Origin of the sequence: Bradyrhizobium sp. BLXBL-03, from assembly GCF_051853015.1 — a bacterium.
Taxonomy (GTDB): domain Bacteria; phylum Pseudomonadota; class Alphaproteobacteria; order Rhizobiales; family Xanthobacteraceae; genus Bradyrhizobium; species Bradyrhizobium manausense.
On the sequence record NZ_CP182470.1, the window covers coordinates 7,869,705 to 7,893,644 of the forward strand.

26 protein-coding genes and 1 tRNA gene are annotated in these 23,940 nt (G+C 63.5%); 18 read left to right on the forward strand and 9 right to left on the reverse strand.

The genetic code is table 11. The annotated features are described in order from the left end of the window. Positions 1-9 precede the first annotated feature (9 nt). A complete protein-coding gene (locus tag ACNJX9_RS37150; protein ID WP_439407059.1) occupies positions 10-246 on the reverse strand; it encodes a hypothetical protein in 237 nt (78 codons plus the stop codon). A gap of 206 nt (positions 247-452) precedes the next feature. Here ACNJX9_RS37150 and ACNJX9_RS37155 point away from each other — a divergent pair, with 206 nt between their 5' ends. Continuing rightward, entirely contained in the window at positions 453-1,046 is a 594-nt protein-coding gene (locus tag ACNJX9_RS37155) for a DUF1349 domain-containing protein (RefSeq protein ID WP_439407061.1), read from the forward strand. 159 nt (positions 1,047-1,205) lie between these two features. On the opposite strand, the gene ACNJX9_RS37160 is transcribed toward ACNJX9_RS37155, so the two are convergent. Next, a tRNA-Met gene (locus ACNJX9_RS37160) sits at positions 1,206-1,282 on the reverse strand. A 429-nt stretch (positions 1,283-1,711) separates the two neighbouring features. On the opposite strand from ACNJX9_RS37160, the gene ACNJX9_RS37165 reads away from it, so the two are divergent. After that, a complete protein-coding gene (locus ACNJX9_RS37165) occupies positions 1,712-3,304 on the forward strand; it encodes a GMC family oxidoreductase (protein ID WP_439407062.1) in 1,593 nt (530 codons plus the stop codon). A 91-nt stretch (positions 3,305-3,395) separates the two neighbouring features. Here ACNJX9_RS37165 and ACNJX9_RS37170 read toward each other — a convergent pair whose 3' ends face one another. After that, complete coding sequence (locus ACNJX9_RS37170; protein ID WP_439407063.1) at positions 3,396-3,521, reverse strand: hypothetical protein; 126 nt, start codon at positions 3,519-3,521, stop codon at positions 3,396-3,398. Between ACNJX9_RS37170 and ACNJX9_RS37175 the strand changes: the two genes are divergently transcribed. Further along, the gene (locus ACNJX9_RS37175; RefSeq protein WP_439407064.1) at positions 3,520-4,032 is read left to right on the forward strand and encodes a CvpA family protein; all 513 of its coding nucleotides are present in this window, start codon (positions 3,520-3,522) and stop codon (positions 4,030-4,032) included. The genes ACNJX9_RS37170 and ACNJX9_RS37175 overlap by 2 nt on opposite strands. A 208-nt stretch (positions 4,033-4,240) precedes the next feature. Further along, positions 4,241-5,023 carry an SDR family oxidoreductase gene (locus ACNJX9_RS37180; RefSeq protein WP_057746273.1) on the forward strand — a complete coding sequence of 261 codons (783 nt, stop codon included), beginning with the start codon at positions 4,241-4,243 and terminating at the stop codon, positions 5,021-5,023. An 82-nt stretch (positions 5,024-5,105) separates the two neighbouring features. On the opposite strand, the gene ACNJX9_RS37185 is transcribed toward ACNJX9_RS37180, so the two are convergent. Beyond that, on the reverse strand, positions 5,106-5,537 hold the full coding sequence (locus ACNJX9_RS37185) for a DUF3775 domain-containing protein (protein WP_439407065.1): 432 nt from the start codon (positions 5,535-5,537) through the stop codon (positions 5,106-5,108). A gap of 248 nt (positions 5,538-5,785) precedes the next feature. Here ACNJX9_RS37185 and ACNJX9_RS37190 point away from each other — a divergent pair, with 248 nt between their 5' ends. From ACNJX9_RS37190 to ACNJX9_RS37215, 6 genes are all read left to right on the forward strand, one after another. Next, a complete protein-coding gene (locus ACNJX9_RS37190) occupies positions 5,786-6,646 on the forward strand; it encodes an MBL fold metallo-hydrolase (RefSeq protein ID WP_439407067.1) in 861 nt (286 codons plus the stop codon). Between the two features lie 171 nt (positions 6,647-6,817). After that, positions 6,818-7,660: a fumarylacetoacetate hydrolase family protein gene (locus tag ACNJX9_RS37195; protein ID WP_057746856.1), complete on the forward strand. Its 843-nt coding sequence runs from the start codon at positions 6,818-6,820 to the stop codon at positions 7,658-7,660. Positions 7,661-7,794: 134 nt separating this feature from the next. Next, entirely contained in the window at positions 7,795-8,406 is a 612-nt protein-coding gene (locus tag ACNJX9_RS37200) for a glutathione S-transferase family protein (RefSeq protein ID WP_220005511.1), read from the forward strand. Between the two features lie 103 nt (positions 8,407-8,509). Further along, positions 8,510-9,379 (forward strand): MBL fold metallo-hydrolase, encoded by an 870-nt coding sequence (locus ACNJX9_RS37205; RefSeq protein WP_057746264.1) that lies wholly within the window; start codon positions 8,510-8,512, stop codon positions 9,377-9,379. A gap of 174 nt (positions 9,380-9,553) precedes the next feature. Beyond that, positions 9,554-10,711 (forward strand): alpha/beta hydrolase, encoded by a 1,158-nt coding sequence (locus ACNJX9_RS37210; protein WP_439407068.1) that lies wholly within the window; start codon positions 9,554-9,556, stop codon positions 10,709-10,711. Between the two features lie 110 nt (positions 10,712-10,821). After that, positions 10,822-11,196, forward strand: a complete 375-nt coding sequence (locus ACNJX9_RS37215; protein ID WP_439407069.1) for a hypothetical protein — start codon at positions 10,822-10,824, stop codon at positions 11,194-11,196. A gap of 105 nt (positions 11,197-11,301) precedes the next feature. Here the strand turns inward: ACNJX9_RS37215 and ACNJX9_RS37220 are convergent, their stop codons facing one another. Then, on the reverse strand, positions 11,302-12,024 hold the full coding sequence (locus tag ACNJX9_RS37220; RefSeq protein ID WP_057746255.1) for a hypothetical protein: 723 nt from the start codon (positions 12,022-12,024) through the stop codon (positions 11,302-11,304). Between the two features lie 180 nt (positions 12,025-12,204). Between ACNJX9_RS37220 and mbfA the strand changes: the two genes are divergently transcribed. The 5 genes from mbfA to ACNJX9_RS37245 all read left to right on the forward strand — a co-directional run bounded on the left by mbfA (position 12,205) and on the right by ACNJX9_RS37245 (position 16,851). Further along, a complete protein-coding gene (gene mbfA, locus ACNJX9_RS37225) occupies positions 12,205-13,176 on the forward strand; it encodes an iron exporter MbfA (protein ID WP_439407071.1) in 972 nt (323 codons plus the stop codon). 63 nt (positions 13,177-13,239) lie between these two features. Continuing rightward, a complete protein-coding gene (locus ACNJX9_RS37230) occupies positions 13,240-14,052 on the forward strand; it encodes a hypothetical protein (RefSeq protein WP_057746849.1) in 813 nt (270 codons plus the stop codon). 28 nt (positions 14,053-14,080) lie between these two features. Then, a complete protein-coding gene (locus ACNJX9_RS37235) occupies positions 14,081-14,611 on the forward strand; it encodes a cytochrome b (protein ID WP_057746248.1) in 531 nt (176 codons plus the stop codon). Between the two features lie 101 nt (positions 14,612-14,712). Next, entirely contained in the window at positions 14,713-16,185 is a 1,473-nt protein-coding gene (locus ACNJX9_RS37240) for an amidase (protein ID WP_439407072.1), read from the forward strand. 312 nt (positions 16,186-16,497) lie between these two features. After that, complete coding sequence (locus ACNJX9_RS37245) at positions 16,498-16,851, forward strand: nuclear transport factor 2 family protein (RefSeq protein ID WP_439407073.1); 354 nt, start codon at positions 16,498-16,500, stop codon at positions 16,849-16,851. A 110-nt stretch (positions 16,852-16,961) separates the two neighbouring features. Here the strand turns inward: ACNJX9_RS37245 and ACNJX9_RS37250 are convergent, their stop codons facing one another. Beyond that, positions 16,962-18,050: a Zn-dependent alcohol dehydrogenase gene (locus ACNJX9_RS37250; protein WP_439407074.1), complete on the reverse strand. Its 1,089-nt coding sequence runs from the start codon at positions 18,048-18,050 to the stop codon at positions 16,962-16,964. Between the two features lie 45 nt (positions 18,051-18,095). Next, on the reverse strand, positions 18,096-19,880 hold the full coding sequence (locus tag ACNJX9_RS37255; RefSeq protein ID WP_439407076.1) for an acyl-CoA dehydrogenase family protein: 1,785 nt from the start codon (positions 19,878-19,880) through the stop codon (positions 18,096-18,098). Positions 19,881-20,114: 234 nt separating this feature from the next. Between ACNJX9_RS37255 and ACNJX9_RS37260 the strand changes: the two genes are divergently transcribed. Further along, a complete protein-coding gene (locus ACNJX9_RS37260; protein ID WP_439407077.1) occupies positions 20,115-20,816 on the forward strand; it encodes an SDR family NAD(P)-dependent oxidoreductase in 702 nt (233 codons plus the stop codon). Between the two features lie 110 nt (positions 20,817-20,926). Beyond that, complete coding sequence (locus ACNJX9_RS37265) at positions 20,927-21,757, forward strand: enoyl-CoA hydratase (protein ID WP_439407079.1); 831 nt, start codon at positions 20,927-20,929, stop codon at positions 21,755-21,757. Positions 21,758-21,932: 175 nt separating this feature from the next. Here ACNJX9_RS37265 and ACNJX9_RS37270 read toward each other — a convergent pair whose 3' ends face one another. Continuing rightward, complete coding sequence (locus tag ACNJX9_RS37270) at positions 21,933-22,556, reverse strand: GNAT family N-acetyltransferase (protein ID WP_439407080.1); 624 nt, start codon at positions 22,554-22,556, stop codon at positions 21,933-21,935. Between the two features lie 65 nt (positions 22,557-22,621). Continuing rightward, positions 22,622-22,825 (reverse strand): DUF1127 domain-containing protein, encoded by a 204-nt coding sequence (locus ACNJX9_RS37275; RefSeq protein WP_057746222.1) that lies wholly within the window; start codon positions 22,823-22,825, stop codon positions 22,622-22,624. Positions 22,826-22,935: 110 nt separating this feature from the next. Here ACNJX9_RS37275 and ACNJX9_RS37280 point away from each other — a divergent pair, with 110 nt between their 5' ends. Beyond that, positions 22,936-23,829 (forward strand): transcriptional regulator GcvA, encoded by an 894-nt coding sequence (locus ACNJX9_RS37280; RefSeq protein ID WP_439407081.1) that lies wholly within the window; start codon positions 22,936-22,938, stop codon positions 23,827-23,829. The last annotated feature ends 111 nt before the right edge of the window (positions 23,830-23,940 follow it).

Consider the following 23,940-nt stretch of genomic DNA (forward strand, 5'->3'; position numbering starts at 1 on the left):
GCAGCCATATCAATTATGCCCGTAATAGGTCCGGTTGCAGAACTGGCGCCCCTTCTCATGGTAGGCGGCTTGCTGTGCTGGCGAGAGGTTCGGAGGCATCTGAAAATTGCCGTAGGCGTAGAGTTGCAGGCACGCGATGTAGTCCTTGTTCGATAGCCAGCTCCAGTCAGTTGCGGAAGCGGGAGCGGCCAAGCCGAGGCTGGCGGTGGCGGCCAAAGCAAGCAGGGTGATGCGGGAGACTTTCATGTTGCGTCCTCCAAAAGACATGACCGCGCACCGTGCCGGTCATCCGGGAAGCACGCTAAGGGAACTCCAAACGGCAGACCGTGACCCTGCTCACGCGGGAGCGAGGCGATGGCTTCGCTGTTTCGAACGGATCCCGCCAACGATTGCTGGTACCGGCTCCCCCGTCAGGCTATCGGTTTCGCAACAGCTACAAGCCGAGGTTCGACATGAGCGCTGCCATCTTCGCAAGACACGATGGTGTCTGGCTGAACCAACCAAAACGGTGGACCGCGCAGGGCGACAGCATCGAACTCGTCACCGACAAGGCCACCGATTTCTGGCAGAAAACGCATTACGGCTTCTGCCGCGACAGCGGTCATTTTCTGGGCTTTCCGACCGCGGAGGCGTTTACGGCCGAACTGCGCATCCAGAGCGATTTTCGGGAACTCTACGATCAAGCCGGCATCATGGTGCGTATCGATGCGGAGCATTGGATCAAAGCCGGAATCGAATTTTCGGACGGGCGCGCGATGCTCTCGAGCGTCTTGACCATTGGGCAGTCGGATTGGGCAACGGCGCCCTATGAGCACGCGGCCGGCGATTTCCGGATGCGCGTCACCGTCGCCGACGGCGTTCTGCGATTGCAGACCTCGGCTGACGGCAAGACCTGGCCTCTCGTCCGATTGGCTCCGTTCGCCGCGGCGCGATCCTGTCTCGTCGGTCCAATGGCTTGCACACCGGAGCGCGAGGGATTGCGGGTCAGGTTCAGCGGATTTTCGCTGAAGCCGCCGCTCGGCAAGGATCTGCACGATCTCAGCTAGCGACCAGTGTGGGCTGTTCGCGGCGACGGCCGTTGTAACGATGACGACAGACCGGCGAAATTTGTTCGAGAAACAAGCCGTCGCAGCTTCCGGCCCAAAAACAAAAATGGCCCGCATCAAGCGGGCCATTTTCGTATCGGAACCGGTGAAGTCCGAATTTGGTTGCGGGGATAGGATTTGAACCTATGACCTTCAGGTTATGAGCCTGACGAGCTACCGGGCTGCTCCACCCCGCGTTAAACCGTTGCGCGCCTTCGCAAGAATGCCGGGGACGTTGGATTGAGGGCCAACGCGGTGCGCGTGGCTTGCTTCTCCCGTCCCGAAGGCTTCCCTGGAAGGCAACCCCGGGGCCAAGCCCGTCGGGTGCGGGGGGTATGTACCAACCCGGACCGTCTTTGGAAAGGGCTGTGGGGACGTTTTTTTCGACTTTATGACGGCTAACGGGCGCGGATTCCGGCCGATTTGTAGCACACTTGCCAGAAGTTCCACAAACCGCCAGCTTGTCGCAACAAAACAGCGGCGAAACGGCCGTGGGGAGGGAGCGCCGATTCATGTCGTAGAAGCAGTCGTTCCGGGGCGCGAAGCGAACCCGGAACCTCGAGATTCCGGGTTCGATGCTACGCATCGCCCCGGAATGACGAGAAGAAAAATGGGGGGAATCATCAATGACTGACGCATTCGATTTCATCGTGGTGGGGGCGGGCTCCGGCGGTTGCGCGGTGGCGGGGCGGCTGTCGGAGGATGCGGCGACGTCAGTGGCGCTGCTCGATGCCGGCGGGCGCAACGACAGCTGGCGGATCACCACGCCATTCGGGCTCGCCCTGCCGTACAAGACGGCCAATTGGGCCTTCGATACGGTGCCCCAGAAGGGCTTGAATGGCCGCATCGGCTATCAGCCGCGCGGCAAGGGCCTCGGCGGCTCCTCGGCGATCAATGCCATGGTCTATATCCGCGGCCACAAATCGGACTACGACCACTGGGCCTCGCTCGGCAATCAAGGCTGGTCGTATGCGGACGTGCTGCCCTATTTCAAGCGCTCGGAAAACAATTCCGACTTCGACGGCGAATATCACGGCAAGGGCGGCCCGCTGCATGTCAACAGGCTGCGCTCGGACAATCCGATCCATGAGATCTTTCATCAGGCCGCGCGCGAGGCGCAGTTCCGGATCCGCGAGGACTTCAACGCAGAGGATCAAGAAGGCCTCGGCAGCTATCAGGTGACGCAGCACAGGGGCGAGCGCTGGAGCGCGGCGCGGGCCTATGTGACTCCCCATCTGGACATCAGCGGCAATCTGCGCGTCGAGACCGGGGCGCACGCAACGCGCATTCTGTTCGAAGGTGGGCGCGCGGTCGGCGTCGAATATGTGCAGGGCAAGCAAAGGAAGCAGCTGCGCGCGCGCCGCGAGGTCATCCTCGCCTCCGGCGCGTTCCAATCGCCGCAAGTCTTGATGCTGTCGGGTATTGGCGATGGCGAAACGCTGGCCAAGCACGGCATCGGCGTCGTCAGTCATCTGCCGGGCGTCGGGCGCAATCTGCAGGACCATCCGGATTTCGTGTTCGTCTACGCCTCCGACTACCCGCATTTCGTTCACGCCTCGCTCGGTCGGTTGCCATCCCTGCTCCGCGGCATCCAGCAGTACCGCAAGGAGAGACGTGGCCTGATGACCACCAATTTCGCCGAATGCGGCGGCTTCCTGAAGACGCAGGCCCACCTCGACGTGCCTGACATTCAGCTCCACTTCGTCATCGCGATGCTCGACGATCACGGCCGCAAGAAGCACAAGGAGCCAGGCTTCTCATGCCACGTCTGCCTGCTCAGGCCGAAGAGCCGCGGCAGCGTTTGGCTGAAAAGCGCCGACCCACTCGCTGCACCGATGATCGATCCGAATTTTCTGGGCGAAGCGGAGGATCTCGAGGCGATGGTCGCGGGCTTCAAGACCACGCGGCGCCTGATGGAGACGCCCGCGCTGCGCGCGCTGCAGAAGAAGGACATGTTCACGGCGGATGTCCGCACCGACGACGACATCCGCAACGTTCTGCGCAATCGCGTCGACACCGTCTATCACCCGGTCGGCACCTGCAAGATGGGCACGGATGCGATGGCCGTGGTCGATCCGAAGCTGAAGGTGCATGGCGTGGACGGCTTGCGCATCGTCGATGCCTCGATCATGCCGACGCTGATCGGCGGCAACACCAATGCACCAACCATTATGATCGGGGAGAAAGCGGCGGATATGATCAAGGGAGAGATGCGGTAGAGCGAAGCCCGCAATCTCCGCCGGCGTCCCGGCCCCCGTGCGCAATTGCGCGCCAGGCCGGGACGACGCCTAAGACATTTCTTTACTGACCTCAAATAAACCTGAAACCAACAACACCCTCAGCCGCCGGAGCCACAAAAATACGGACGATTTTAGCGATCTGAAACGGAACGATCGGCTTGGCGTTCATACGTTCCATTGGCAGGGCTTCGCTCATGAACAGTTTCGATCTCGCCGTGTATACGGCGCTCGCAATTGCCATCGGCTTCGGCTTCAGGACCGGCCTGATCGGCAGCGCCATGACCATCCTCGCTTATCTGCTCGCCGCCCCCATCGCTGTCGCACTGATGCCGCTGATCGTGCCGCAGGTCGCCGGCAATCCGAACGCGCCGCTCGTTCAAAACTGGATCTGCTTCTTCGGCATCTTCATCGTGGTCGGCATGCTGTTCGGCTATATCGGCCGCCTCGCGCTGAGCGACACCATCCGCGACGCCGGGATCGGCGACCGCCTTGGCGGGGCTGCGCTGGGCGCCATCAGGGTGGGGCTCGTCGCCACCACACTTGTGCTGGTGTTCGACCAGATCGTGCCGGCGAACCACCAGCCGCCCTTCCTTGCCGACTCGCATCTGCGGCCGCTGTTCTCGGCGGTCGGGCAGATGGGGTTCAAGTCGCTGCCGCCGGAGGCCGCCGAGGCGATCGACCGCCTCAAGCAGGAGCGGCGCATCTGAAGCGCGATGGGATCGCGCTCTTTTCTATTGCTTGGACATGATCTTCTCGGAAAACCGCGGCACACTTTTCCGGATCATGCCCCCACATTTGCATCGCAGCGCCAACCCGCATGCATTTTGACGCGGGCACCGCCCTTATCAGCGGCACTGATGTTGGCTAGAGTGCGCCCCATCGAAAACCTGCCTGCTATTGTTCGGGAGTGAAACAGTGGATCTTGGGATCAAAGGTCGCCGCGCCATCGTCTGCGCATCCAGCAAGGGCCTGGGGCGCGCTTGCGCCTTCTCGCTGGCCGAAGCCGGCGTCGACGTCACGCTGACCGCGCGCGGCGCGGATGCGCTGAAGAAGACGGCCGACGAGATCCGGAAGGCCTATCCAGACGTGAAGGTCACCGAGATCGTCGGCGACATCACGACGCCTGCGGGGCGCGAAGCCGTGCTCAAGGCCTGCCCCGAGCCCGATATCCTGATCAACAATGCCGGCGGCCCGCCGCCCGGCGATTTCCGCAACTGGACCCGCGACGACTGGATCAAGGCGATCGACGCCAACATGCTGACGCCGATCGAGCTGATCAAGGCGACTGTCGACGGCATGATGGCGCGCAAGTTCGGCCGCATCGTCAACATCACCTCGGCCGCAGTGAAGGCGCCGATCGACATTCTCGGCCTCTCCAACGGCGCGCGCGCCGGCCTCACCGGCTTCATCGCCGGCCTGTCGCGCAAGACCGTGATCAACAACGTCACCATCAACGGCCTGTTGCCGGGCCCGTTCGAGACCGATCGCCTGACCGGCACCGCCAAGGCCGAGGCCGACAAGCGCGGCACGACGCCGCAAGCGATCCTGGCCGAGCGGGCCAAGCTCAATCCCGCCGGCCGCTTCGGCCAGCCCGACGAGTTCGGCTACGCCTGCGCCTTCCTCTGCGGCGCCAAGGCCGGCTTCATCACCGGCCAGAACATTTTGCTCGACGGCGGTGCGTTCCCGGGAACGCTGTGAGGCCAAGTGGTGCTTCAACCTCTCCAAAGGAGAGGTTGAAGCGAGCTCGCGGCTCGACTGATCAAACTCGAAGCGATTTGCCTTACGACACCGGCGTGGTCCGCTCGTCGCTCCAGTCGATGCCGAGCTCGTCCATGCCGTCGGCGAGCAGATCGCCGAGCATCGGCTCACCCAGGAGATAGCGCACCGTCTCGCGGCGTGGCGCCTTGTACTCGCTGCGCGCTTCGATCGCGCGGGCGCGCAAATCGTCCCACTCCTCGACATCGCCGTCGCCACGGCCCAGCCACATCAGCGTGACCAAGTCGACTTGCTCGTCCTCGTTCAGCGCCCGGATAAAGCTGCCGAGTTCGGCTGCGACCGGATCGGAATTGTTGTCCTCAAGCACGTCGATCTCGTCGTCGTCGGAGGGGTTGGAGCCGGAATCCGGATCTGAGTCGGATTCCTTGACGTCGAATTCGCGCGCCTTCTCGATGATAAAGGCGACCTTGTCGGCGGAAATCGCAAGCTCGGGCATGGGCTCCCCCTGTGGATCTCGACGGGTTCCTCACATAACGCAACATCACGACAGATGATCCATTGCGTTTTGCGGCGGAAAATGTGCATCTTTCGGCGCCAATTATCCCCGTCATTCCGGGGCGATGCGTGAGCATCGAGCCATGGTGCGCAGTTGCGCACCTGAGAATCTCGAGATTCCGGGTTCGTGACTTCGTCACGCCCCGGAATGACGGTGAGGGTACAAGCAAGAAGATGGGGGTACGCCCGATGCGGTGGAGGGTCGGCCAGGTCAAAATCACCAAGATCGTCGAAATGGAGACGGTGGGCTCGACCCGCTTCATCCTGCCGGCCGCCACCAATGACGAAATCCGGAAGCTGCCCTGGCTGATCCCGCATTTCGCCACCGAGGAAGGCCGGCTGAAAATGTCGATCCATTCGCTGGTGGTGGAGACGCCGGCGCGCCGTATCGTGGTCGACACCGGCCTTGGCAACGACAAGCAGGGCCGCGGCGTCCCGGTCTGGAATAACCGCAACACGCCGTTCCTCGAGATGATGACCGAAGCGGGCTTTCCCCCCGACAGCATCGACACCGTGCTGTGCACGCACCTGCACGTCGATCATGTCGGCTGGAATACGAAGCTGGTGGATGGCAAATGGGTGCCGACCTTCCCGAAGGCGCGCTACCTGTTCGGCAGGACCGAATATGACTATTGGCGTGACTACAAGGCCGAGCCGGACAAGGTCGCGGTGTTCGACGATTCCGTGAAGCCTATCATCGATGCGGGCCTGGCCGAGCTGATCCCGAGCGATCATCGGCTTTGCGAACAGATCAGTGTTATCCCGACGCCCGGCCACAGCCCGGGGCACATGAGCGTGCTGATCGAATCCGGCGGCGAAGAGGCGCTGCTCAGCGGCGATGTCGCCCATCACCCCTGCCAGATGGCGCATCTCGACTGGTGCTCGGTCGTCGACACCGACACCGCTCAATCGGCCGCGAGCCGGCACAAGGTGTTCTCGCGCTTTGCCGACACCCCGACGCTGGTGATCGGCGGGCATTTCTCCGCCGGGCACATCAAACGGGACGGGGAAGCGTTCAGGTTCGAGGCGCTGGGATTGTCGTCTTCGTAGGGTGTAGCCTGCGGCTGCGCGAAGCGCAGTCGAGGGCGTAACCCGCCCTACGATCCCGGACCACCCCACAAAGTAAGGGCTGCAATGCATCCCTTTTCGGCGGTTGAATTTCCCGCCGTGCTGTTCCATGAAGCTGTTCAACCGATCAGTCCATCCCAAGGGAGAAACAGAATGAAGCTTGTTCGTTACGGCGAAAAGGGTGCGGAAAAGCCCGGCCTGATCGACAAATCCGGCCAGTTGCGCGACCTGTCGGCCCATCTGAAGGACCTCACCGGCGAGGCCTATTCCCCGGAATCCCTGAAGAAGCTCGCTGCCATCGACCCCGCCTCACTGCCCGCCGTCTCCGGCAAGCCGCGCTTCGGCGCACCCGTCACCGGCATCTCGAAATTCGTCGCGATCGGCCTCAACTACAGCGACCACGCCAAGGAGACCGGCGCTGCCATTCCGACCGAGCCGATCATCTTCATGAAGGCCAACACCTCGCTGTCGGGCCCGAACGACAACGTCGAGAAGCCGCGCGGCTCGACCAAGCTCGACTGGGAGGTCGAGATCGCCGCCATCATCGGCACCCGCGCCAAATACGTCTCGGAAGCCGACGCACTGAACTACGTCGCGGGCTACTGCGTCTGCAACGACGTCTCCGAGCGCAACTTCCAGATCGAGCGCCTGGGTCAGTGGACCAAGGGCAAGTCGCACGACACGTTCGGCCCGCTCGGCCCCTGGCTCGCCACCAAGGACGAGATCAAGGACGTGCAGAACCTGTCGATGTGGCTCGACGTCAATGGTCAGCGCCGCCAGACCGGCTCGACCAAGACCATGATCTTCTCGATGGCCAAGTGCGTGTCCTACGTCTCGCAGTTCATGACGCTGCTGCCGGGCGACATCATCACCACGGGCACCCCGCCCGGCGTCGGCCTCGGCATGAAGCCGCCGACCTTCCTCAATGTCGGCGACGTCGTCACCCTCGGCATCGAAGGCCTCGGCGAGCAGCGTCAGGAGATCGTGGCGGCGTAGGGCCGGTAGGACCTCTCCCCGTCATTGCGAGCGAAGCGAAGCAATCCAGAATTCCTCTGCGGAAACAGACTGGATTGCTTCGTCGCTTTGCTCCTCGCAACGACGATCGCAATTTTCATTTTCGGATGCTCGCAATGAAACTCTCCTTCTCCGCCGCCTCCCCTTTTGCCCGCAAGGTGCGCATCGCCGCGATCGAGCTCGGGCTGATCGACAAGATCGAATTCATGCCGGCGACGGTCGCGCCGGGCACGGCCAACGAGGACTATTCGAAGATCACGCCGCTGAAGAAGCTGCCGGTGCTGATCACCAATGACGGCGACGTCATTCTGGATTCCTACGTCATCGTCGAATATCTCAACGAGATGGCCGGCGGCAGCCTGATCCCGGATTACGGCCCGCGGCGCTGGAAGACCAAGACCAATCACTCCCTCATCAACGGCATGCTCGATTCCATGCTGCTGTGCCGCTACGAGAAGATGGTGCGGCCGCAGGGCCTGCAATGGCAGGCGTGGTCGGACGACCATTGGAACCGGGCCTGGACCGGCATGGCGCGCTTCGAGAACATGCCCGAGGTACTGAACGGCCCGTTCGACATCTCGCAGATCGGCCTTGTTTGCGTGCTCGGCTATGCCGACTTCCGCTTCGCCGATTGCGGCTGGCGCAAGGCCTATCCGAAGCTCGATGCCTTCCACCAGAAGATGCTGGAGCGGCCCTCGGTGAAGATCTCGGTGCCGCCGGCCGCGTAGCTGGATGATCATCATCTCGCTTTAGGCTTGTTGTTGAGCGGGATCCTGTCGGAAAACCGCTGCACAGTTTTGCGGATCATGCTGCAACCAGCGGGAGTTCCTTATGAGCCTGAAATTTTCCGTCGGCGACCTCACCATCCATCGCGTCATCGAGCAGGAAACTTCCTTCGTGCCGGCACTGGACATGCTGCCGGGACTGACGCCTGAGGTCCTGGCCGAGAACCGGGCGTGGATGCGGCAGGCCAAAGCACTGGACGAGCAGGACGTGCTGCTGCTGTGCTTCCAGTCCTACGTGGTGAAGACGCCTCACCACACCATCTTGATCGACAGCTGCATCGGCAACGACAAGCCGCGCCCCAATCGCGCGAAATGGAACATGAAGACCGACGACACCTATTTGCGCGCACTCAATGCCGCGGGCGTCTCGGTCGACGACATCGACTTCGTGATGTGCACGCATCTGCATGTCGATCACGTCGGCTGGAACACGCGGCTGGAGAACGGCCGCTGGGTGCCGACCTTCCCCAGGGCGCGCTACCTCTTCGCCAAGCAGGAATACGATCACTGGTTCGAGCAGAATACAAAGACGGCGGTCCCGCCCTTCGTCGACAGCGTGCTGCCCGTGGTCGAAGCCAAGCGCCACGAGCTCATCGGCAACGACCACCAGATCGGCGACCACGTTCGTATCCTGCCGACGCCCGGCCATACGCCGGGCCACATCGCTGTTACGATGGGCCGCGGCAAGGACGATGCGGTGTTTTCAGGCGATCTCATGCACTCGCCCTTGCAAACGCTTTATCCGGAGCTGTCGATCAAGTTCGACGTCGATCCGGCCAAGGCGGCCACGACGCGCCGCAGCTTCCTCGAGCGTTATTGCGACACCGACACGCTGTGCTGCACCGCGCATTTCCCTTCGCCGTCGGTGGGAAAGATCAGGCGCAAGGGCAACGCGTTCGTGTGTGCGGCGGTTTAGCGCAGTGCCGTAGGGTGGGTTAGCTCTGCGGCTGCGCAAAGCGCAGTCGCCGAGCGTAATCCACCTCGTTAGTGTCCGCGGAAGCCGGAATGGTGGGTTACGCCCCGCGGTTTGCGCTTCGCGCGATCCGCGGGACTAACCCACCCTACGAATCCGCCCGAGTGGAGAGAAGCAATGACATCACTCCCCGACATTCCCCTGCCCGCCGGCATCCGCTCGCGTTATGTCGACGGCATCAACGGGCTGCGCATGCACGTGCTCGAGGCGGGCTTCGAGACCAAGGGCCGTCCCTGCATCCTGCTGCTGCACGGCTTTCCCGAGCTCGCCTTCTCCTGGCGCAAGGTGATGCCGGCGCTGGCCGCGGCCGGCTATCACGTGCTCGCACCCGATCAGCGCGGCTATGGCCGCACCACCGGATGGACCGCGGATTACGACGGCGATCTCGCACCGTTCTCGCTCCTCAATCTGGTGCACGATGCACTCTCGCTCGTATCGGCGTTCGGCTACAGGCAGGTCGATCTCGCCGGGCATGATTTCGGCAGCCCGGTCGCGGCCTGGTGCGCGCTGATCCGGCCCGACGTGTTTCGCTCGGTGACGCTGATGAGCGCACCGTTCGGCGGTGCGCCGCCACTGCCGTTCAACACCGTCGATGCGCCGGCGAAGCCTGCGGTCGAAGATCCCGTGCATCGTGAGCTTGCCGCGCTGCCGCGCCCGCGCATCCACTATCAATGGTACTATTCGACACGCGCGGCCAATGCCGACATGCTGCACGCTCCACAAGGCCTGCATGATTTCCTGCGCGCCTATTATCATCACAAGAGCGCGGACTGGGCGGACAACAAGCCGTATCCGCTGAAATCATGGTCGGCGAACGAGCTTGCAAAACTGCCGACCTATTATGTGATGGATCTGGGCGAGACCATGGCCGAGACGGTCGCGAAGGAGATGCCATCGCGCCATGCGATCGCCGCCAACCGATGGCTGCCGGACAGCGATCTTGCTTTTTACAGCGCCGAATATAGCCGGACCGGATTCCAGGGCGGGCTGCAATGGTATCGCTACGGCACGTCGGGCATGCTCAACGACGAGATGCAGCTGTTCGCCGGGCGCAGCATCGACGTGCCCTCCTGCTTCATCTCGGGAAAGCAGGATTGGGGCACCTATCAGCGCCCCGGCGTGTTCGAAGCGATGCAGGGCCGCGGCTGCACGAAGCTGCTCGGCTGCCATCTCGTCGACGGTGCCGGTCATTGGGTGCAACAAGAGCAGCCCGCGGAAGTCAGCCGATTGCTGCTGCAGTTCCTCCGCCGCGCCGCCACAGTCTCCGCAAGCTGAACGACGCCACCCTCCCGCCACAGGGCATTAATCGGCGGTTCAGGGAACATTCGGCAATATCTGACGTTGCGAGATACCGGAGCTGGGTCCGGCGACCATGGAGAACGACATTGGACAAGAAGATCGCCGGACTGTTGGGAGCGGTGGCCGCGCTCGGAACGCTAGGAGCCGCGCAGGCTGCGCCCGCGCCTACGGACGTGCTCCAGGCGAATTCATACGCGGACCTGCTCGAGCCGATTGCGAACGCCAGCGCCTTGCTGCAAGCCATCGATGAAGCGGCTCCGCCAAAAGCGAGCGAAAATGTTCAGCTCGCTCAATTCTACCATCATCATCATCACCATCACCACCACAGCTTCTATCGTCGGCGCTATTACGACTACGACGCGCCGGTCGTGGTGGTCCCGCGATATCGGCGGTATTATCACCACCATCATCACCATCACCACCACCATCATCACAGCTTCTATCGCCGCGACTACTACTGAGGTCGCGATACCAGGATCGAGATGAACAGGACCTCCGGGTCCTGTTTGCATTTGATGACGGGAAACCAGGAAAGGGACGGCACTGCCCAGGAATGGTCATTCGCCCTACCCGTTACGAGCCTTCTCCTTGGCCGCGCGGTGCAGGTGCCGATAGGTCCCATCGAATACCGTATCAGATGACGACGTCCACTCGGTGCCTGCGGCCAGCTTGGGCCGATTGGCGTAGATTCGGCGGGCCTGCAGCTCGCGCTCTGCCGCTTCCTCTTCGCCCATGGGCTCCAGTTCGAAGGTCGCTTCCTCGGGAATGACGATGATTTGCGCGAACGGCTCGTTGGGTCGGAAGATATGGGTTCGGCCCTCGGCCGGCGCCTTGAAGACGCAAAAGAACATCATGGGCCACCAATTACGGATCAACGCGGGGACGGCAATCGGCACGGTGTCGGTCGGATCGGCATAGAATCGCGGATGCGGCTCGGTGCGAACAGCCATGCCTTTCTCGACCTTGAGATCGAGCAGGATCTGATAGGTGTAGAAGGCGTCGCCAAACTTGCGAAACGGCGGCCATTCCGCGCCGCCTTCGGGCGGCTCGCCCCAATTGGCTTCGAGGATCAAGCGCCCCTCTCTGGTCGTGACGTGAAGCTCGAAATCATAGGGATAGAACAGCTCGATGCCGTATTGCGCGCCCTCTGAAAAGGGCACGCAGTGCCAGACCTGCTCACGCGAACCGTTCGCACGTGGTTCGCGCTTGCCAGCCCATCCGGGGATTTCGAGCTTGGTGCGACGCGGCGCCAGCCGGGGTTCATTGAGACGAAATTTGACCTTGTCCATCATTCACCCGTCCACCAACATCCAAAGATTCGAACCTGTACGTCGGGGCCCGGTTCCGTGCGCCCACGCACCATTGTGACGTTCGGATGCAAGCCTTGGCGCGGCTCGCGTGAATTGACCCTGAACGAATTGCAGCCTATAGCAGTTTAGAATGCTTCTAAACTATATCAGGCGCAGTCAGTGAAGAATTTTGCCGATTTGACCGAGCGTGAAGTGCTGGCGGTCGCGATTTCCTCTGAAGAGGAGGATAGCCGCATCTACATGACCTTCGCCGAGGATCTCAAGGAGCGCTATCCGGATTCGGCCAAGCTCTTCGAGCAGATGGCCGAGGAGGAGCGCAGCCACCGCCACATGCTGCTGGAATTGTATGAGCAGCGCTTCGGCCAGCATCTGCCGCCGATCCGCCGCGAAGACGTCAAGGGATTCCTGAAGCGCCGCCCGGTCTGGCTCACCAAGAACCTGCCGCTCGACACCATCCGCAGGGAGGTCGAGACCATGGAATTGCAGGCCGAGCGCTTTTACGTGAAGGCCGCCGAACACGCCCAGGATGTCGGTGTGCGCCGCCTGCTCGGCGATCTCGCGGAAGCCGAGAAAGGCCATGAAGAGACCGCTGCGAAGCTGACAGACCAGATCCTGAGCTCCGACGTGCGCGCCGAAGAAGACCGCACCAACCGCCGCATGTTCGTGCTGCAATATGTGCAGCCGGGCCTCGCCGGCCTGATGGACGGCTCGGTCTCGACACTGGCGCCGTTGTTCGCCGCGGCCTTCGCCACCCACCAGAACTGGCAGACGTTCCTGGTCGGCCTTGCTGCCTCCATCGGTGCCGGCATTAGCATGGGCTTTGCCGAAGCGCTGTCCGACGACGGCTCGCTCACAGGGCGCGGATCTCCATGGCTGCGCGGCCTTACCTGCGGCGCGATGACCACGCTCGGCGGCCTCGGTCACACCGCGCCCTATCTCGTGCCCGACCACTGGGCCAACGCGTTCTGGATCGCCACTGGAATCGCGGGCGTCGTCGTGTTCTTCGAATTGTGGGCGATCGCCTTCATCCGCTCGCGCTACATGGACACGCCGTTCCTCCAGGCCGTATTCCAGATCGTGCTCGGCGGCGCGATTGTGCTCGCCGTGGGAATATTGATCGGGGCAGCATAGGCGGCGATGATGATACGACGCAGTTCATGCACCGTCGCGCGCGCTAGCCTGGCCGGCGCATCGATGCTGCTGGCATCGGTCCAAGCCGTGCGCGCCACGGACGAGATCCAGGTCTACAATGCCGGCATCGCCGAAACCGGCCAATTCACCATCCAGCAGCATCTCAACTATGTCGCGCTCGGACAGAAGGATCCGCCGTTCCCCGGCGGGCTCGCCTCCAATCACAGCCTCAACGGCACGCCGGAATTCGCTTACGGCGTGACCGATTGGTGGGAGGTTGGCCTCTATCTGCCGTTCTCCATTCAGGACCAGCGCTTTTATTCGGACGCCTTCAAGCTGAGAACGCTGTTCGTTTCGCCGCACGCCGAACAACGCAATTTCTTCTACGGCGTGAACTTCGAATTCAGCAATGAGACGCCGCCTTTCTCCCAATCCCGCTTCGCCATGGAGATTCGCCCCATCATCGGGGTGCGGAACAGCGATTACGAGTTCATCGTCAATCCGATCGTCGACTTCCATTTCGGGAAATTCGCGGAACAGCATTTCACGCCGGCTGCGCGCATTGCGCGGAAGTTCGGCGACGATTTGTTCGCAGGATTCGAATACTACAGCGATCTCGGCCAGATCGGCAGCTTCGACAGGCTTGCCGACCAGCAGCACACGCTGTTTGCCGTCACCGACTTCAAGGCCGGCGTATTCGATGTGAATTTCGGCGTCGGCTACGGATTGACGCCGGCGTCCGACCGCCTCGTGGTCAAGACCATCATCGGCTATGCCTTTCCCGTACCGGGGCAGAAATCTGATGCCCACCCACGCATGAATAGCGGGCCGGTCAATCCGTTCACCCACGCTGCGACACGAGGCTTCCAGCCCTGACCGGCGCAGCACCAACTCCAGGTCCTCCATGATGCGCCACTTGCAATACGGCACACCGGCCAAGGTCTTCCATTGGTGCATCGTCGCGCTGCTCGCCGTGCAATACCCGATCGGCTGGCTGATGCCGGACATCCATCGCGGCATGAGCCCGGGTGCCGGAATGACGTTTCACATCTCGATCGGGATCGCGATCCTCGTCCTGACGGCTCTCCGCCTTGTCTGGCGGCTCGCTCATCCGGTCGCGCCCGAAAGCTCTCTTCCCGCCTGGCAACGCCTGAGCTCCGAGGTCGTCCACTGGCTGCTCTACGCGCTGGTGCTGGCGACGACAATCTCGGGCTGGCTGTTTGCCTCCTTCCGGGGCTGGCCGGTGTCGTTCTTCTATCTCGTGCCGCTGCCGATGCTGGCGTCCGACAACGCCGCTGCAGGCCGCACCATTGACGGCCTTCACCAGGCGATGGAATGGGCGCTGCTCGTCACCATCGTCGTTCACGTCGCCGCCGCGCTTGCCCACATCTTCATCTATCGCGACCGCGTGATGCAGCGAATGCTGCCCGGATAGCGCCCGGGATAACGTCAGGACAGATCAACCGCGATCAAACGGCGGTTGCGGCATCGGTTAAAACTACGCATCATCCATCAGTTGAAGCGCAGGAGCATGTCGTGGCCAAATCGGAATGGAGTTTCAAGAGCGCGATCGAGCTGTCGGCCGCATTGGCGGCGAAGAAGGTCTCCGCCGTCGAACTCACGCAGGATGCGATCGGCCGCATCGAGCGTCATGACGGCAAGATCAACGCGATCTGCGTGCGGGATTTCGGTCGCGCCCTCGACGCGGCACGCGCAGCTGACGCGGCGCTGGCGCGCGGCGAGCGCAAGCCGCTGCTCGGCCTGCCGATGATGATCAAGGAATCTTTCAACATCGCCGGCCTGCCCACGACCTGGGGGTTCGTGCCACAGAAGGATTTCAGGCCGGTGGAAGACGCACTGCCGGTCGACCGCATCAAGCAGGCCGGCGGCGTGATCCTCGGCAAGACCAACGTACCGGTCGGTCTCGCCGACTGGCAGAGCTACAACGACATCTACGGCACCACGAACAATCCCTACCATCTCGGCCGCACGCCGGGTGGATCGTCCGGGGGATCGTCGGCAGCCCTTGCCGCGGGTTATTGCGCGCTCGCCACCGGCTCCGACATCGGCGGCTCTCTGCGCGTGCCGGCCTTTCATTGCGGCATCTTCGCCCACAAGCCGACCCTCAATCTCTGCCCCGCCCGCGGTGAGACGCCGCCGCCATTTCCGGCCCTTCCCCGCGAAGGCGATCTCGCGGTCATCGGCCCGATGGCACGCACCGCTGCGGATCTCTCCTTGCTGCTCGACGTCATGGCCGGACCGGATCCGCTGGATGCCGGCGTCGCCTACAAGCTCGAGCTGCCCGTCGCGCGACATCAGTCGTTGCAGGATTTTCGTGTCCTGGTGATCGACAGCCATCCGCTGCTGCCGACCGATCGGGATGTCCGCGGCGCGATCGACAGGCTAGCGACGGATCTTGCGAAGGCCGGCGTGACCGTCGCGCGCGAGAGCGCACTGCTGCCGGATTTCGCGGAGACGTCGCGGCTTTACATGCGCATGCTGCTGAGCTTCCTCGGCGCGTTCTTCCTGCCCGACGAGCTCGCGGATTCGCGGGCGCGGGCAAGCCAATTGTCGCCGGAGGACCGGAGCCTCGGCGCGGAGCGGCTGCGCGGCACCATCGCAAGCCACCGCGCCTGGGTGCTCGACGCAGGCAGCCGCGCCGTGCTGCGCGCGCGATGGCGCGCGCTGTTCAACAGCTTCGACGCGGTGATCTGCCCGATCATGCCGACGCCGGCCTTTCCGCATGATCATCTGCCGGAACAGAGCCTGCGGCGCATCAGCATCGACGGCACGGATTATCCCTATTCCGACCAGCTCGCCTGGCCCGGCGTCGCGACGCTTCCGGGCCTGCCCGCGACGGCGGTTCCGCTCGGCCTGTCGAAAGACGGCCTACCGGTCGGCGTGCAGATCGTCGGCCCGTGGCTGGAAGACCGCACGCCGCTGAAGCTCGCCGAGCTGATCGAGCGCGAGTTCGGCGGCTTCGTGCCGCCGAAGATGTTTGACGATTGATGGTTCATCCCACCCGTCATTGCGAGAAGCCCTCGCGACGAAGCAATCCAGACTACATCCGCGGAAATATCTCTGGATTGCTTCGCTTCGCTCGCAATGACGGAGCAAAATAATTGACGGCTTCGAAAGGGAGAGGAAGCCTGTAGCCCGGATGGAGCGAAGCGTAATCCGGGCGGCCTTTCCGCGGCAAAGATCCCGGATTACGCTGTGCTCCATCCGGGCTACGGACTCGTCGCAATGACGGAGTCACATAACATCGAGATTCCGGGTTCGCGCTCCGCGCCCCGGAATGGCAGGAAGGGAGCAAGCACCATGAGCCAGGACCTCGAACAGCTCACCGCGCTCAACCGCGACTACGTCGCTTCCGTGCAGAACTGCGAGGTCAAGCGCTTCGACGAGATCCTGGCGCCGGAGTTTTACTGCTCCAATCCTGATAAGACGCTGGTCGACCGCGCCGCCTTCCTCGAGCAAACGGCGCGGCCGATCGCGATCCGCAATCTGCACGCGTTCGACGTCATCATCCGCATCATGGGCGACTTCGCCATCATCCACGCGGCGACGAGCTACACCACCGAGGACGGCCAGCAGGCGACGGGGCGGTATACCGATTGCTGGGCGAAGAAGAACGGGACGTGGCTGGCGGTGTCGGCACACGTGTCGCGGTGAGGCTCCTCCCGTAGCCCGGATGGAGCCCAGCGCAATCCGGGACAGCCCGTCCGCGGCAAGCGTCCGGGATTACGCTTCGCTCCATCCGGGCCACGAACACCGCCGTTGCATCAGCTATCAAACACGATCACGCTGCGCAGCGTCTTGCCGGCCTTCATGTTGGCGAAGCCCTCGTTGATCTCGCTGAGCTTCAACTTGGCCGAGATCCAGTCCTCCAGGTGCAGCCGGCCGCGCAGGTAGAAATCGACCAGGCGCGGCATGTCGACGCGGAAATGGTTGGAGCCCATCGACGAGCCCTGGATCTTCCGCTCCCTCAGGAAGTCGAAACCGTGCAGCTCGATCTTCTGGCCGAACGGGATCATGCCGACGATGGTGGCGGTGCCGCCCGAGGCCAGCATGGCGAAGGCCTGCTCGGCGGTCTCCTTGCGGCCGAGCACCTCGAAGGAATGCTGCACGCCGCCATTGGTGAGGTCGCGCACCTGCTTCACCACGTCGCCGTCGGCGGGGTTGATGATGTCGGTCGCGCCCAGCTTGGTCGCCAGCTGCAGCTTGGCCGGATTGGTGTCGATGGCGATGATGCGGCCGGCGCCGGCGATCTGCGCGCCGTTGATCGCGGCCATGCCGACGCCGCCGCAGCCGATGACCGCGACCGTCTCTCCGGCCGTGACCTTCGCCGTATTCACCACCGCGCCGTAGCCGGTGATGACGCCGCAGCCGATCAGCGCAGCGAGGTCGAGCGGCATGTCTTTGCGGATTTTGACGATGGCATTCTCGTGCACGAGCATCTGCTCTGCGAAGGACGAGAGATTGAGGAACTGGTGCAGCTTGTCGGGTTTCGACCACTGCATCCGATCTGAGACGCCCGGCAGCATCTTCACCGTGGTGTCGGTGCAGAGCACGGTGCGACCGGTGGTGCAATTGTCGCAGGTGCCGCAGAACACGGAGAGGCAGGTGACGACGTGGTCGCCCGGCTTCACATAGGCCACATCGGAGCCGACCTGCTCGACGATTCCGGCGGACTCATGGCCGAGCACCGCGGGCAGCGGATGCGGATAGAGGCCCTCCATGAAGTGAAGGTCCGAATGGCAGAGGCCAGCGACAGCAGTGCGGATCAGTACCTCGCGCGGGCCGGGCTTCGGCAGGCTGACATCCTCGATGACGAGCGGCTTGTTGACTTCATAGAGGACGGCGGCCTTCATCGAGCACTCCCTGTCGCGCTTTTTTGTTTGATCGTGACGCGCAGCCTACGCTGCCAGAACGAGTTCGCCAACCTCGCTCATGCCGGCCGAGCTATCGCCGAGCAGCAGCGCCGCGATCTTTGCCTGCGTGGCATTTTCCGTCAGCCGGAACGGATCGCCGGGCGTCACCCGATGGTCGATCACCAGCCGCGACAGCAGCAACCTGCGCGCATCGCCGCGCATGCCGTGGATGCGATGCGCCTCCCAGGCGAGCGCCACTGCGCTGGCGACATGATAGAGCAGGCTCGTGGCGCGCCGCGCCTCGGCCTCGTTCTCGGACTTGCCGGCGACCTCGCGCGCGAGGCGGACCGCGCGATCGACGAAGCCGCGCAGATTGTCGCGCCAGGCCTGCGGCACGGAGGGGCTGTCATCGAGCCGCGCATGCAGATCGGCTGAGAGCGCGGATTCCGCGCCGTGGCGGCCGACGGCACGCCGCAGCGCATCGATCGCCACGATGTTGCCGGTGCCTTCCCAGACCGAGCCGAGATGCGCATCGCGCAGCAGGCGGGGCGTGGCGAATTCCTCGATATAGCCGATGCCGCCGCGCATCTCGAGCGCATCGCCGCAGACTTTTCGCGCATCGCGCGTGGCGCGGAATTTCAAGGTTGGCGTCAGGATGCGCAGCAGCGCCGCCGCGTCCTGGCTGCCGGCTTCGGCGCGGTCGAGCGCGTCTGCGGTGAGAAAGCTCATCGACAGCGCCTGCTCGACCGGCAGCATGATCTTCAGCATCTGGCGACGGCCGAGCGGCAGATCGATGATGCGGCTGCCGAACACGACGCGGCTCGTCGCCACCGTCATCGCATCATGATAGGCGCGGCGCATCAGCGCGGTCGACTTGACGCCATTGGAGAGCCGCGACGAGTTCACCATCTCGGCCATCTGCACGAAGCCGCGGTCGAGCTTGCCGACCGCATAGGCGATCGCGCCTTCGAGCTTGATCTCGCCCGAGGCCATCGAGCGGGTGCCGAGCTTGTCCTTCAGACGCACGATCCGATAGTGGTTCTGCGCGCCGTCATCGAGCAAGCGCGGCATCAGGAACAGGCCGACGCCGCGCGTGCCGGGGCCGGCGCCCTCCGGGCGCGCCAGCAGCATCACGACCTTGGCGTCCGCATTCGAGCAGAACCATTTCTCGCCGTAGAGGCGCCAGTGATCGCCCTCCTGCACCGCGCGCGTGGTCAGCATGCCGACGTCGGAGCCGCCTTCCTTCTCCGTCATGAACTGGCCGCCTTGCGTCAGCTTGCTCATGTCCGTCGAGGTCAGGCCATCGAGATACTTTGCCTTCAGCGCCTCACTGCCGAAATTCGAAAGCAATTTGGCGCAGCCATCGGTCACATTGATCGGGCAGCCCATGCCGAATTCGGTCTGGTTGAACAGAAACGTGAAAGCATGCTTGGCAACGACGGGGTATTTGTCGGGCCAGCCCATGATGCCCTTGGCGTTCGACAGCGCGTGGATGCCGAATTCGCCGAAGGCGGCGTTCTCCAGCTCGCGATAGGCCGGGTGATATTCGATCCACTGCACGTCGCGGCCGAACTTGTCGCGCTGATGCAGTATCGGCGTGTGCCGATCGGCCAGCCGCGCGCATTCGTCGAGACGGCCGCCGGCGAGCTCGCCGAGGCGGCCGAGATGCGGCTCGATGTGGCGAAACAGATTATCCGGCAGATGGATGCGCAGGAGGTCCGTCAGCGCCGGATCGGCACGGTAGAAATTCATGCCTGACGTGTCGGGCGCCAGCAGGCCGGAAGGTGCGGCCGCGGCACTTTTCGGCTGCGCTGTGACCGGCTCGTGCATGATCGTCCTCTTCGTTTCCGCCCGGCGGCAATTCTTATCGCTTGCCGCTTGAGATGATGTCGATCATGCTCCCGTCGCGAGAGGCGATAAAGCTGCAAATTGTCAGGGAGGCATAATTGCCGTGAAGGAGCAATTCGCTCTGCGGAATTGTGATCGGCAGGCCGATGGCGCCGGCTGGCTGTCCGCACGGCGGATGCCTAGATCAACGGCGTCCCGTCCCCGAGAGATCACATCATGGAACATCCGAAATACAAGGTCGCGCTCATCGTCGGCGCCGGCGAAGGCCTGAGCGCCTCGCTGGCACGGCTGCTGTCAAAGCAAGGCATCCGCGTCGCGCTGGCCGCGCGCAAGATCGAGAAGCTGGGCGCACTCTGCAGCGAGACCGGCGCGAAGGCCTATGCCTGCAACGCCACTGAGCCTGAGGAGGTCGAGCGCCTGTTTGGCCTGGTCGAGCGCGAGATCGGCACGCCCGACCTCGTCGTTTACAACGCCTCTGGCCGTTCGCGCGGGCCGTTCGTCGAGCTGGTCCCGGCCGACGTCGCGAATGCCATCGCGGTCAGCGCCTATGGCGGCTTCCTGGTGGCGCAGCAGGCCGCCAAGCGCATGGTGCCGAACCAGCACGGCGCGATCCTGTTCACCGGCGCCTCGGCCAGCGTCAAGGGCTATGCGCAATCGGCGCCGTTCGCGATGGGCAAGTTCGCGCTGCGCGGCCTCGCGCAGAGCATGGCGCGCGAATTATCGCCGCAAGGCATCCATGTCGCGCATTTCGTGATCGACGGCGGCATCCGCAGTGCGACACGCACGGAAGCAGCGGACAAGCCGGATTCGATGCTGGATCCCGGTGCCATCGCCGAGAGCTACTGGAACGTGTTGCAGCAGCCGCGCAGCGCCTGGAGCTGGGAGCTCGAGCTGCGGCCTTGGGTGGAGAAGTTTTGAGTGAGTTCGTCATTCCGGCGCGGTCCGCAGGACCGAACCCGGAGTCTCGAGATTCCGGGTTCGATGCTTCGCATCGCCCCGGAATGACGCCAAGGAGTAGGGAGGCGAAGATGACCACGGAAACCGCCGTCGACACCGGCACCAATGAACTCCTCTGCGTCATCCGCGGTCGCGTCGCCGTGATCACGCTGAACCGGCCGGAGGCGCGCAATTCGCTGTCGGACACGTTGACCCCGGCGCTGCGGACCATGATCCGCACCTGCGGTGAGAGTCCCGATGTCGGCGCGCTGCTCATCACCGGCGCTGGCGAGGCGTTCTGCGCCGGCGGCAACGTCAAGGGCATGGGCGCGCATCGCGATCCGAAGAAGCTGGAAATGTCCTTTGACGAGAAGGTCGCCGATCTCCAGGAGCGGCAGCGGTTGCTCACCGGCGCGCTGGCGTCGGTGCGCAAGCCGACCATCGCCGCCCTGCCCGGCCCTGCGGTCGGCGCCGGGCTGGCGATTGCCATGGCCTGCGATATCCGCATCGCCGCGCAATCGGCCTTTGTCGCCACCGGCTATGCCCGCATCGCGCTGAGCGGTGACTACGGCATCGCCTGGCTGCTCACCCGCCTCGTCGGCACCGCACGGGCGCGCGAGCTGCTGTTCACCGGCGACCGCGTCGACGCGGCGCGCGCGGAGGCGATCGGGCTCGTCAACCGCGTCGTGCCCGACGACAAGCTGCAGACCGAAGCATTCGCATTGGCAAAGTCTCTCGCCGAAGGCCCGCGCCTGGCGCTGCGCTACATGAAGGACAATCTCGATGAGGCCCTGCTGTTCGATTTCGAGACGGCGCGCGATCACGAAGCCGAGCGATTGATCCGTCTCACCACGACCGCCGATCACAAGGAGGCGGTGCAGGCGTTCATCGAGAAGCGCAAGGCGGTGTTTACGGGGAAGTAGTTGGTCAGCCGTAGCCCGGATGGAGCGAAGCGAAATCCGGGGTCTCAGCGCTTGTGGCACGAATCCCGGATTGCGCTGCTCCATCCGGGTACGCAGTCAGAACAGGCGGATCCATTCCGTCGTCGCACAAAAAAATGCCCGGCGCTGGCTTGGCCAGGCCGGGCACGGAGTGGTGTCAGGCCGAGGCTGAGGGGCGTTCGGCCTGACGGGAAAGGGCGGCGAGACGCCAGCTCGCGCAGGGGATGTCCTGCGGCGCGACCTGGATCTCCTTGTCGAAGCGCACCAGCTTCCAGTCATCGGGGTGATTGACGAAGACAAAGCCGGATTTGCGTGCCAGCGAGACCATGGTTTCGTTGGAGCGCAGGGTGTCGCCGAACATGTGCTCGGCGCCAAGCGCGGCGGCGCGGCATTCGAGATTCTTCATCAGCGCGGTGGCGATGCCATGGCGCTGCCAGCGGTCGTCGACGGACAGGCCGAATTCGAGCGTCGCGGTCTCGGCGTGGAAGGCGTAGCGCGCCTCGGCAATGATGGTCTCGAAGCCATCGATCAACTTGGTCGCGACTACGGTAAAACGCTCGCGCGCGCCGATGTCGAGAAACTCGCTCAGCAGCCCCTTCGGCAGCTCGCTGATCGCTCCAAAGAAGCGGTTGTAGCGGGAGCGGGTCGTGAGCGAGCGGAAATAATGTTGTAGCTCGTCGGTATCGCGCGGCTCGACGAAGCGAAGGTTGACCGCCCCTCCGTCGCGGGTACGCAGCATATCCGCGTGTTGCCTCAGGTCTTCCAGACGATAGCTGCTCATGACACGCGACCTCGAAGAGGGACCGCCGGCGCCCCGTGGTCAGGCGGCGCCGGCCTGGCGGCCTATCAGGCCCGCCAGAAGGGTTTGTCGGCCTCATGGGCGATGTCGGTCCAGGACAGGCCGACGTCGTGCAGATCGCGGGCAGTCCAGTTGGTCAGCTCGCGCCGGGTCCGGTAGCGCTCGTGCCAGATGTGGAGCGTTTCGCCGATCTGGTAGAGCAGCCCGGGCGCATGATGATTTGTCATCGAATTCTGGGTCAAAGTAGACATCTTCAGCTCCTGGAGCTAAGTTGGCTGCTAATATCTGCCCGCGTTCGCAGATCCACAAACGACAATTTGTACCTTTTCGCATGAATTAAACTCATGTATCATGCTGCCAAATGACTGCCAGATTGCCATCCCTGAACGGATTACGGGCGTTCGAGGCCGCCGCGCGCCATCTCAGCTTCACGCTGGCCGCATCCGAACTGAACGTGACCCAGACCGCGATCAGCCATCAGATCCGGCGCCTCGAGGAGGAGCTCGGCATCCGCCTGTTCATCCGGCAGAACCGCGCGCTCGCGCTGACGCCGGAAGCGCGCGACTACCTGCCCGGCGTTCGCGCCGCCTTCAACGATCTCCGCCTCGCCACCGACCGGCTGCTGCGCAAGGAGGACGACAAGGTTCTGACCGTCTCGACGATCGCTTCGCTCGCTGCGAAATGGCTGCTGCCGCGCCTGAGCGATTTCCAGGAGGCGCATCCCGGCATCGACGTCCGCATCACCACCTCGACCAGCCTCGTCGACTTCCAGCGCGACAATGTGGATGCCGCGATCCGCTACGGCCGAGGCCAATGGCCAGGCGTGCGCGCCGACTGGCTGATGGCGGACGAGCTGTTTCCGGTGTGCAGCCCTTCACTGCTTCGGGGCGACAAATCGCTGCGCACGCCTGAGGACCTAAAGGACCACGTCCTGCTGCATACCACCACCAGCGACGATTGGCGCCTCTGGCTGACGGCAGCGGGGCTTTCAACCAGCATATCGCGGCAGCCCGGCATCACCTTCGACATGACCTTGATGACGGTCCAGGCGGCGATCGACGGCATGGGCGTGGCGATGGGACGGACGTCCTATGTGCAGGACGACATCGCCAAGGGCCGGCTCGTGGTTCCCTTCAAGATCGCGCTGCCGGCCGATGCCGGCTTCTATCTGGTCTCGCCGGAGGGCCGTCGCGAGACGCCGAAGCTTGCCGCCTTCCGCCAATGGATGATCGCTGCAGCGCAGAATAAAGCCTGAAAAACCATCAGCTTCCCCCGGAAAAACCGATTGACTCGCCTCGCGGCGCGCGACAGGGGTTAGGCAGATTGTCGCAGCAGCAATCTGCCGCCTTGCCGTGAAAATGAGTTC

Coding starts and splice junctions, on each gene's coding strand:
- ACNJX9_RS37150 (WP_439407059.1), bottom strand. CDS start 246: ATGAAAGTCTCCCGCATCACCCTGCTTGCTTTGGCCGCCACCGCCAGC.
- ACNJX9_RS37155 (WP_439407061.1), top strand. CDS start 453: ATGAGCGCTGCCATCTTCGCAAGACACGATGGTGTCTGGCTGAACCAA.
- ACNJX9_RS37165 (WP_439407062.1), top strand. CDS start 1,712: ATGACTGACGCATTCGATTTCATCGTGGTGGGGGCGGGCTCCGGCGGT.
- ACNJX9_RS37175 (WP_439407064.1), top strand. CDS start 3,520: ATGAACAGTTTCGATCTCGCCGTGTATACGGCGCTCGCAATTGCCATC.
- ACNJX9_RS37170 (WP_439407063.1), bottom strand. CDS start 3,521: ATGAGCGAAGCCCTGCCAATGGAACGTATGAACGCCAAGCCGATCGTT.
- ACNJX9_RS37185 (WP_439407065.1), bottom strand. CDS start 5,537: ATGCCCGAGCTTGCGATTTCCGCCGACAAGGTCGCCTTTATCATCGAG.
- ACNJX9_RS37190 (WP_439407067.1), top strand. CDS start 5,786: ATGCGGTGGAGGGTCGGCCAGGTCAAAATCACCAAGATCGTCGAAATG.
- ACNJX9_RS37195 (WP_057746856.1), top strand. CDS start 6,818: ATGAAGCTTGTTCGTTACGGCGAAAAGGGTGCGGAAAAGCCCGGCCTG.
- ACNJX9_RS37200 (WP_220005511.1), top strand. CDS start 7,795: ATGAAACTCTCCTTCTCCGCCGCCTCCCCTTTTGCCCGCAAGGTGCGC.
- ACNJX9_RS37205 (WP_057746264.1), top strand. CDS start 8,510: ATGAGCCTGAAATTTTCCGTCGGCGACCTCACCATCCATCGCGTCATC.
- ACNJX9_RS37210 (WP_439407068.1), top strand. CDS start 9,554: ATGACATCACTCCCCGACATTCCCCTGCCCGCCGGCATCCGCTCGCGT.
- ACNJX9_RS37220 (WP_057746255.1), bottom strand. CDS start 12,024: ATGGACAAGGTCAAATTTCGTCTCAATGAACCCCGGCTGGCGCCGCGT.
- ACNJX9_RS37230 (WP_057746849.1), top strand. CDS start 13,240: ATGCTGCTGGCATCGGTCCAAGCCGTGCGCGCCACGGACGAGATCCAG.
- ACNJX9_RS37235 (WP_057746248.1), top strand. CDS start 14,081: ATGATGCGCCACTTGCAATACGGCACACCGGCCAAGGTCTTCCATTGG.
- ACNJX9_RS37245 (WP_439407073.1), top strand. CDS start 16,498: ATGAGCCAGGACCTCGAACAGCTCACCGCGCTCAACCGCGACTACGTC.
- ACNJX9_RS37250 (WP_439407074.1), bottom strand. CDS start 18,050: ATGAAGGCCGCCGTCCTCTATGAAGTCAACAAGCCGCTCGTCATCGAG.
- ACNJX9_RS37255 (WP_439407076.1), bottom strand. CDS start 19,880: ATGCACGAGCCGGTCACAGCGCAGCCGAAAAGTGCCGCGGCCGCACCT.
- ACNJX9_RS37260 (WP_439407077.1), top strand. CDS start 20,115: ATGGAACATCCGAAATACAAGGTCGCGCTCATCGTCGGCGCCGGCGAA.
- ACNJX9_RS37265 (WP_439407079.1), top strand. CDS start 20,927: ATGACCACGGAAACCGCCGTCGACACCGGCACCAATGAACTCCTCTGC.
- ACNJX9_RS37270 (WP_439407080.1), bottom strand. CDS start 22,556: ATGAGCAGCTATCGTCTGGAAGACCTGAGGCAACACGCGGATATGCTG.
- ACNJX9_RS37275 (WP_057746222.1), bottom strand. CDS start 22,825: ATGTCTACTTTGACCCAGAATTCGATGACAAATCATCATGCGCCCGGG.
- ACNJX9_RS37280 (WP_439407081.1), top strand. CDS start 22,936: ATGACTGCCAGATTGCCATCCCTGAACGGATTACGGGCGTTCGAGGCC.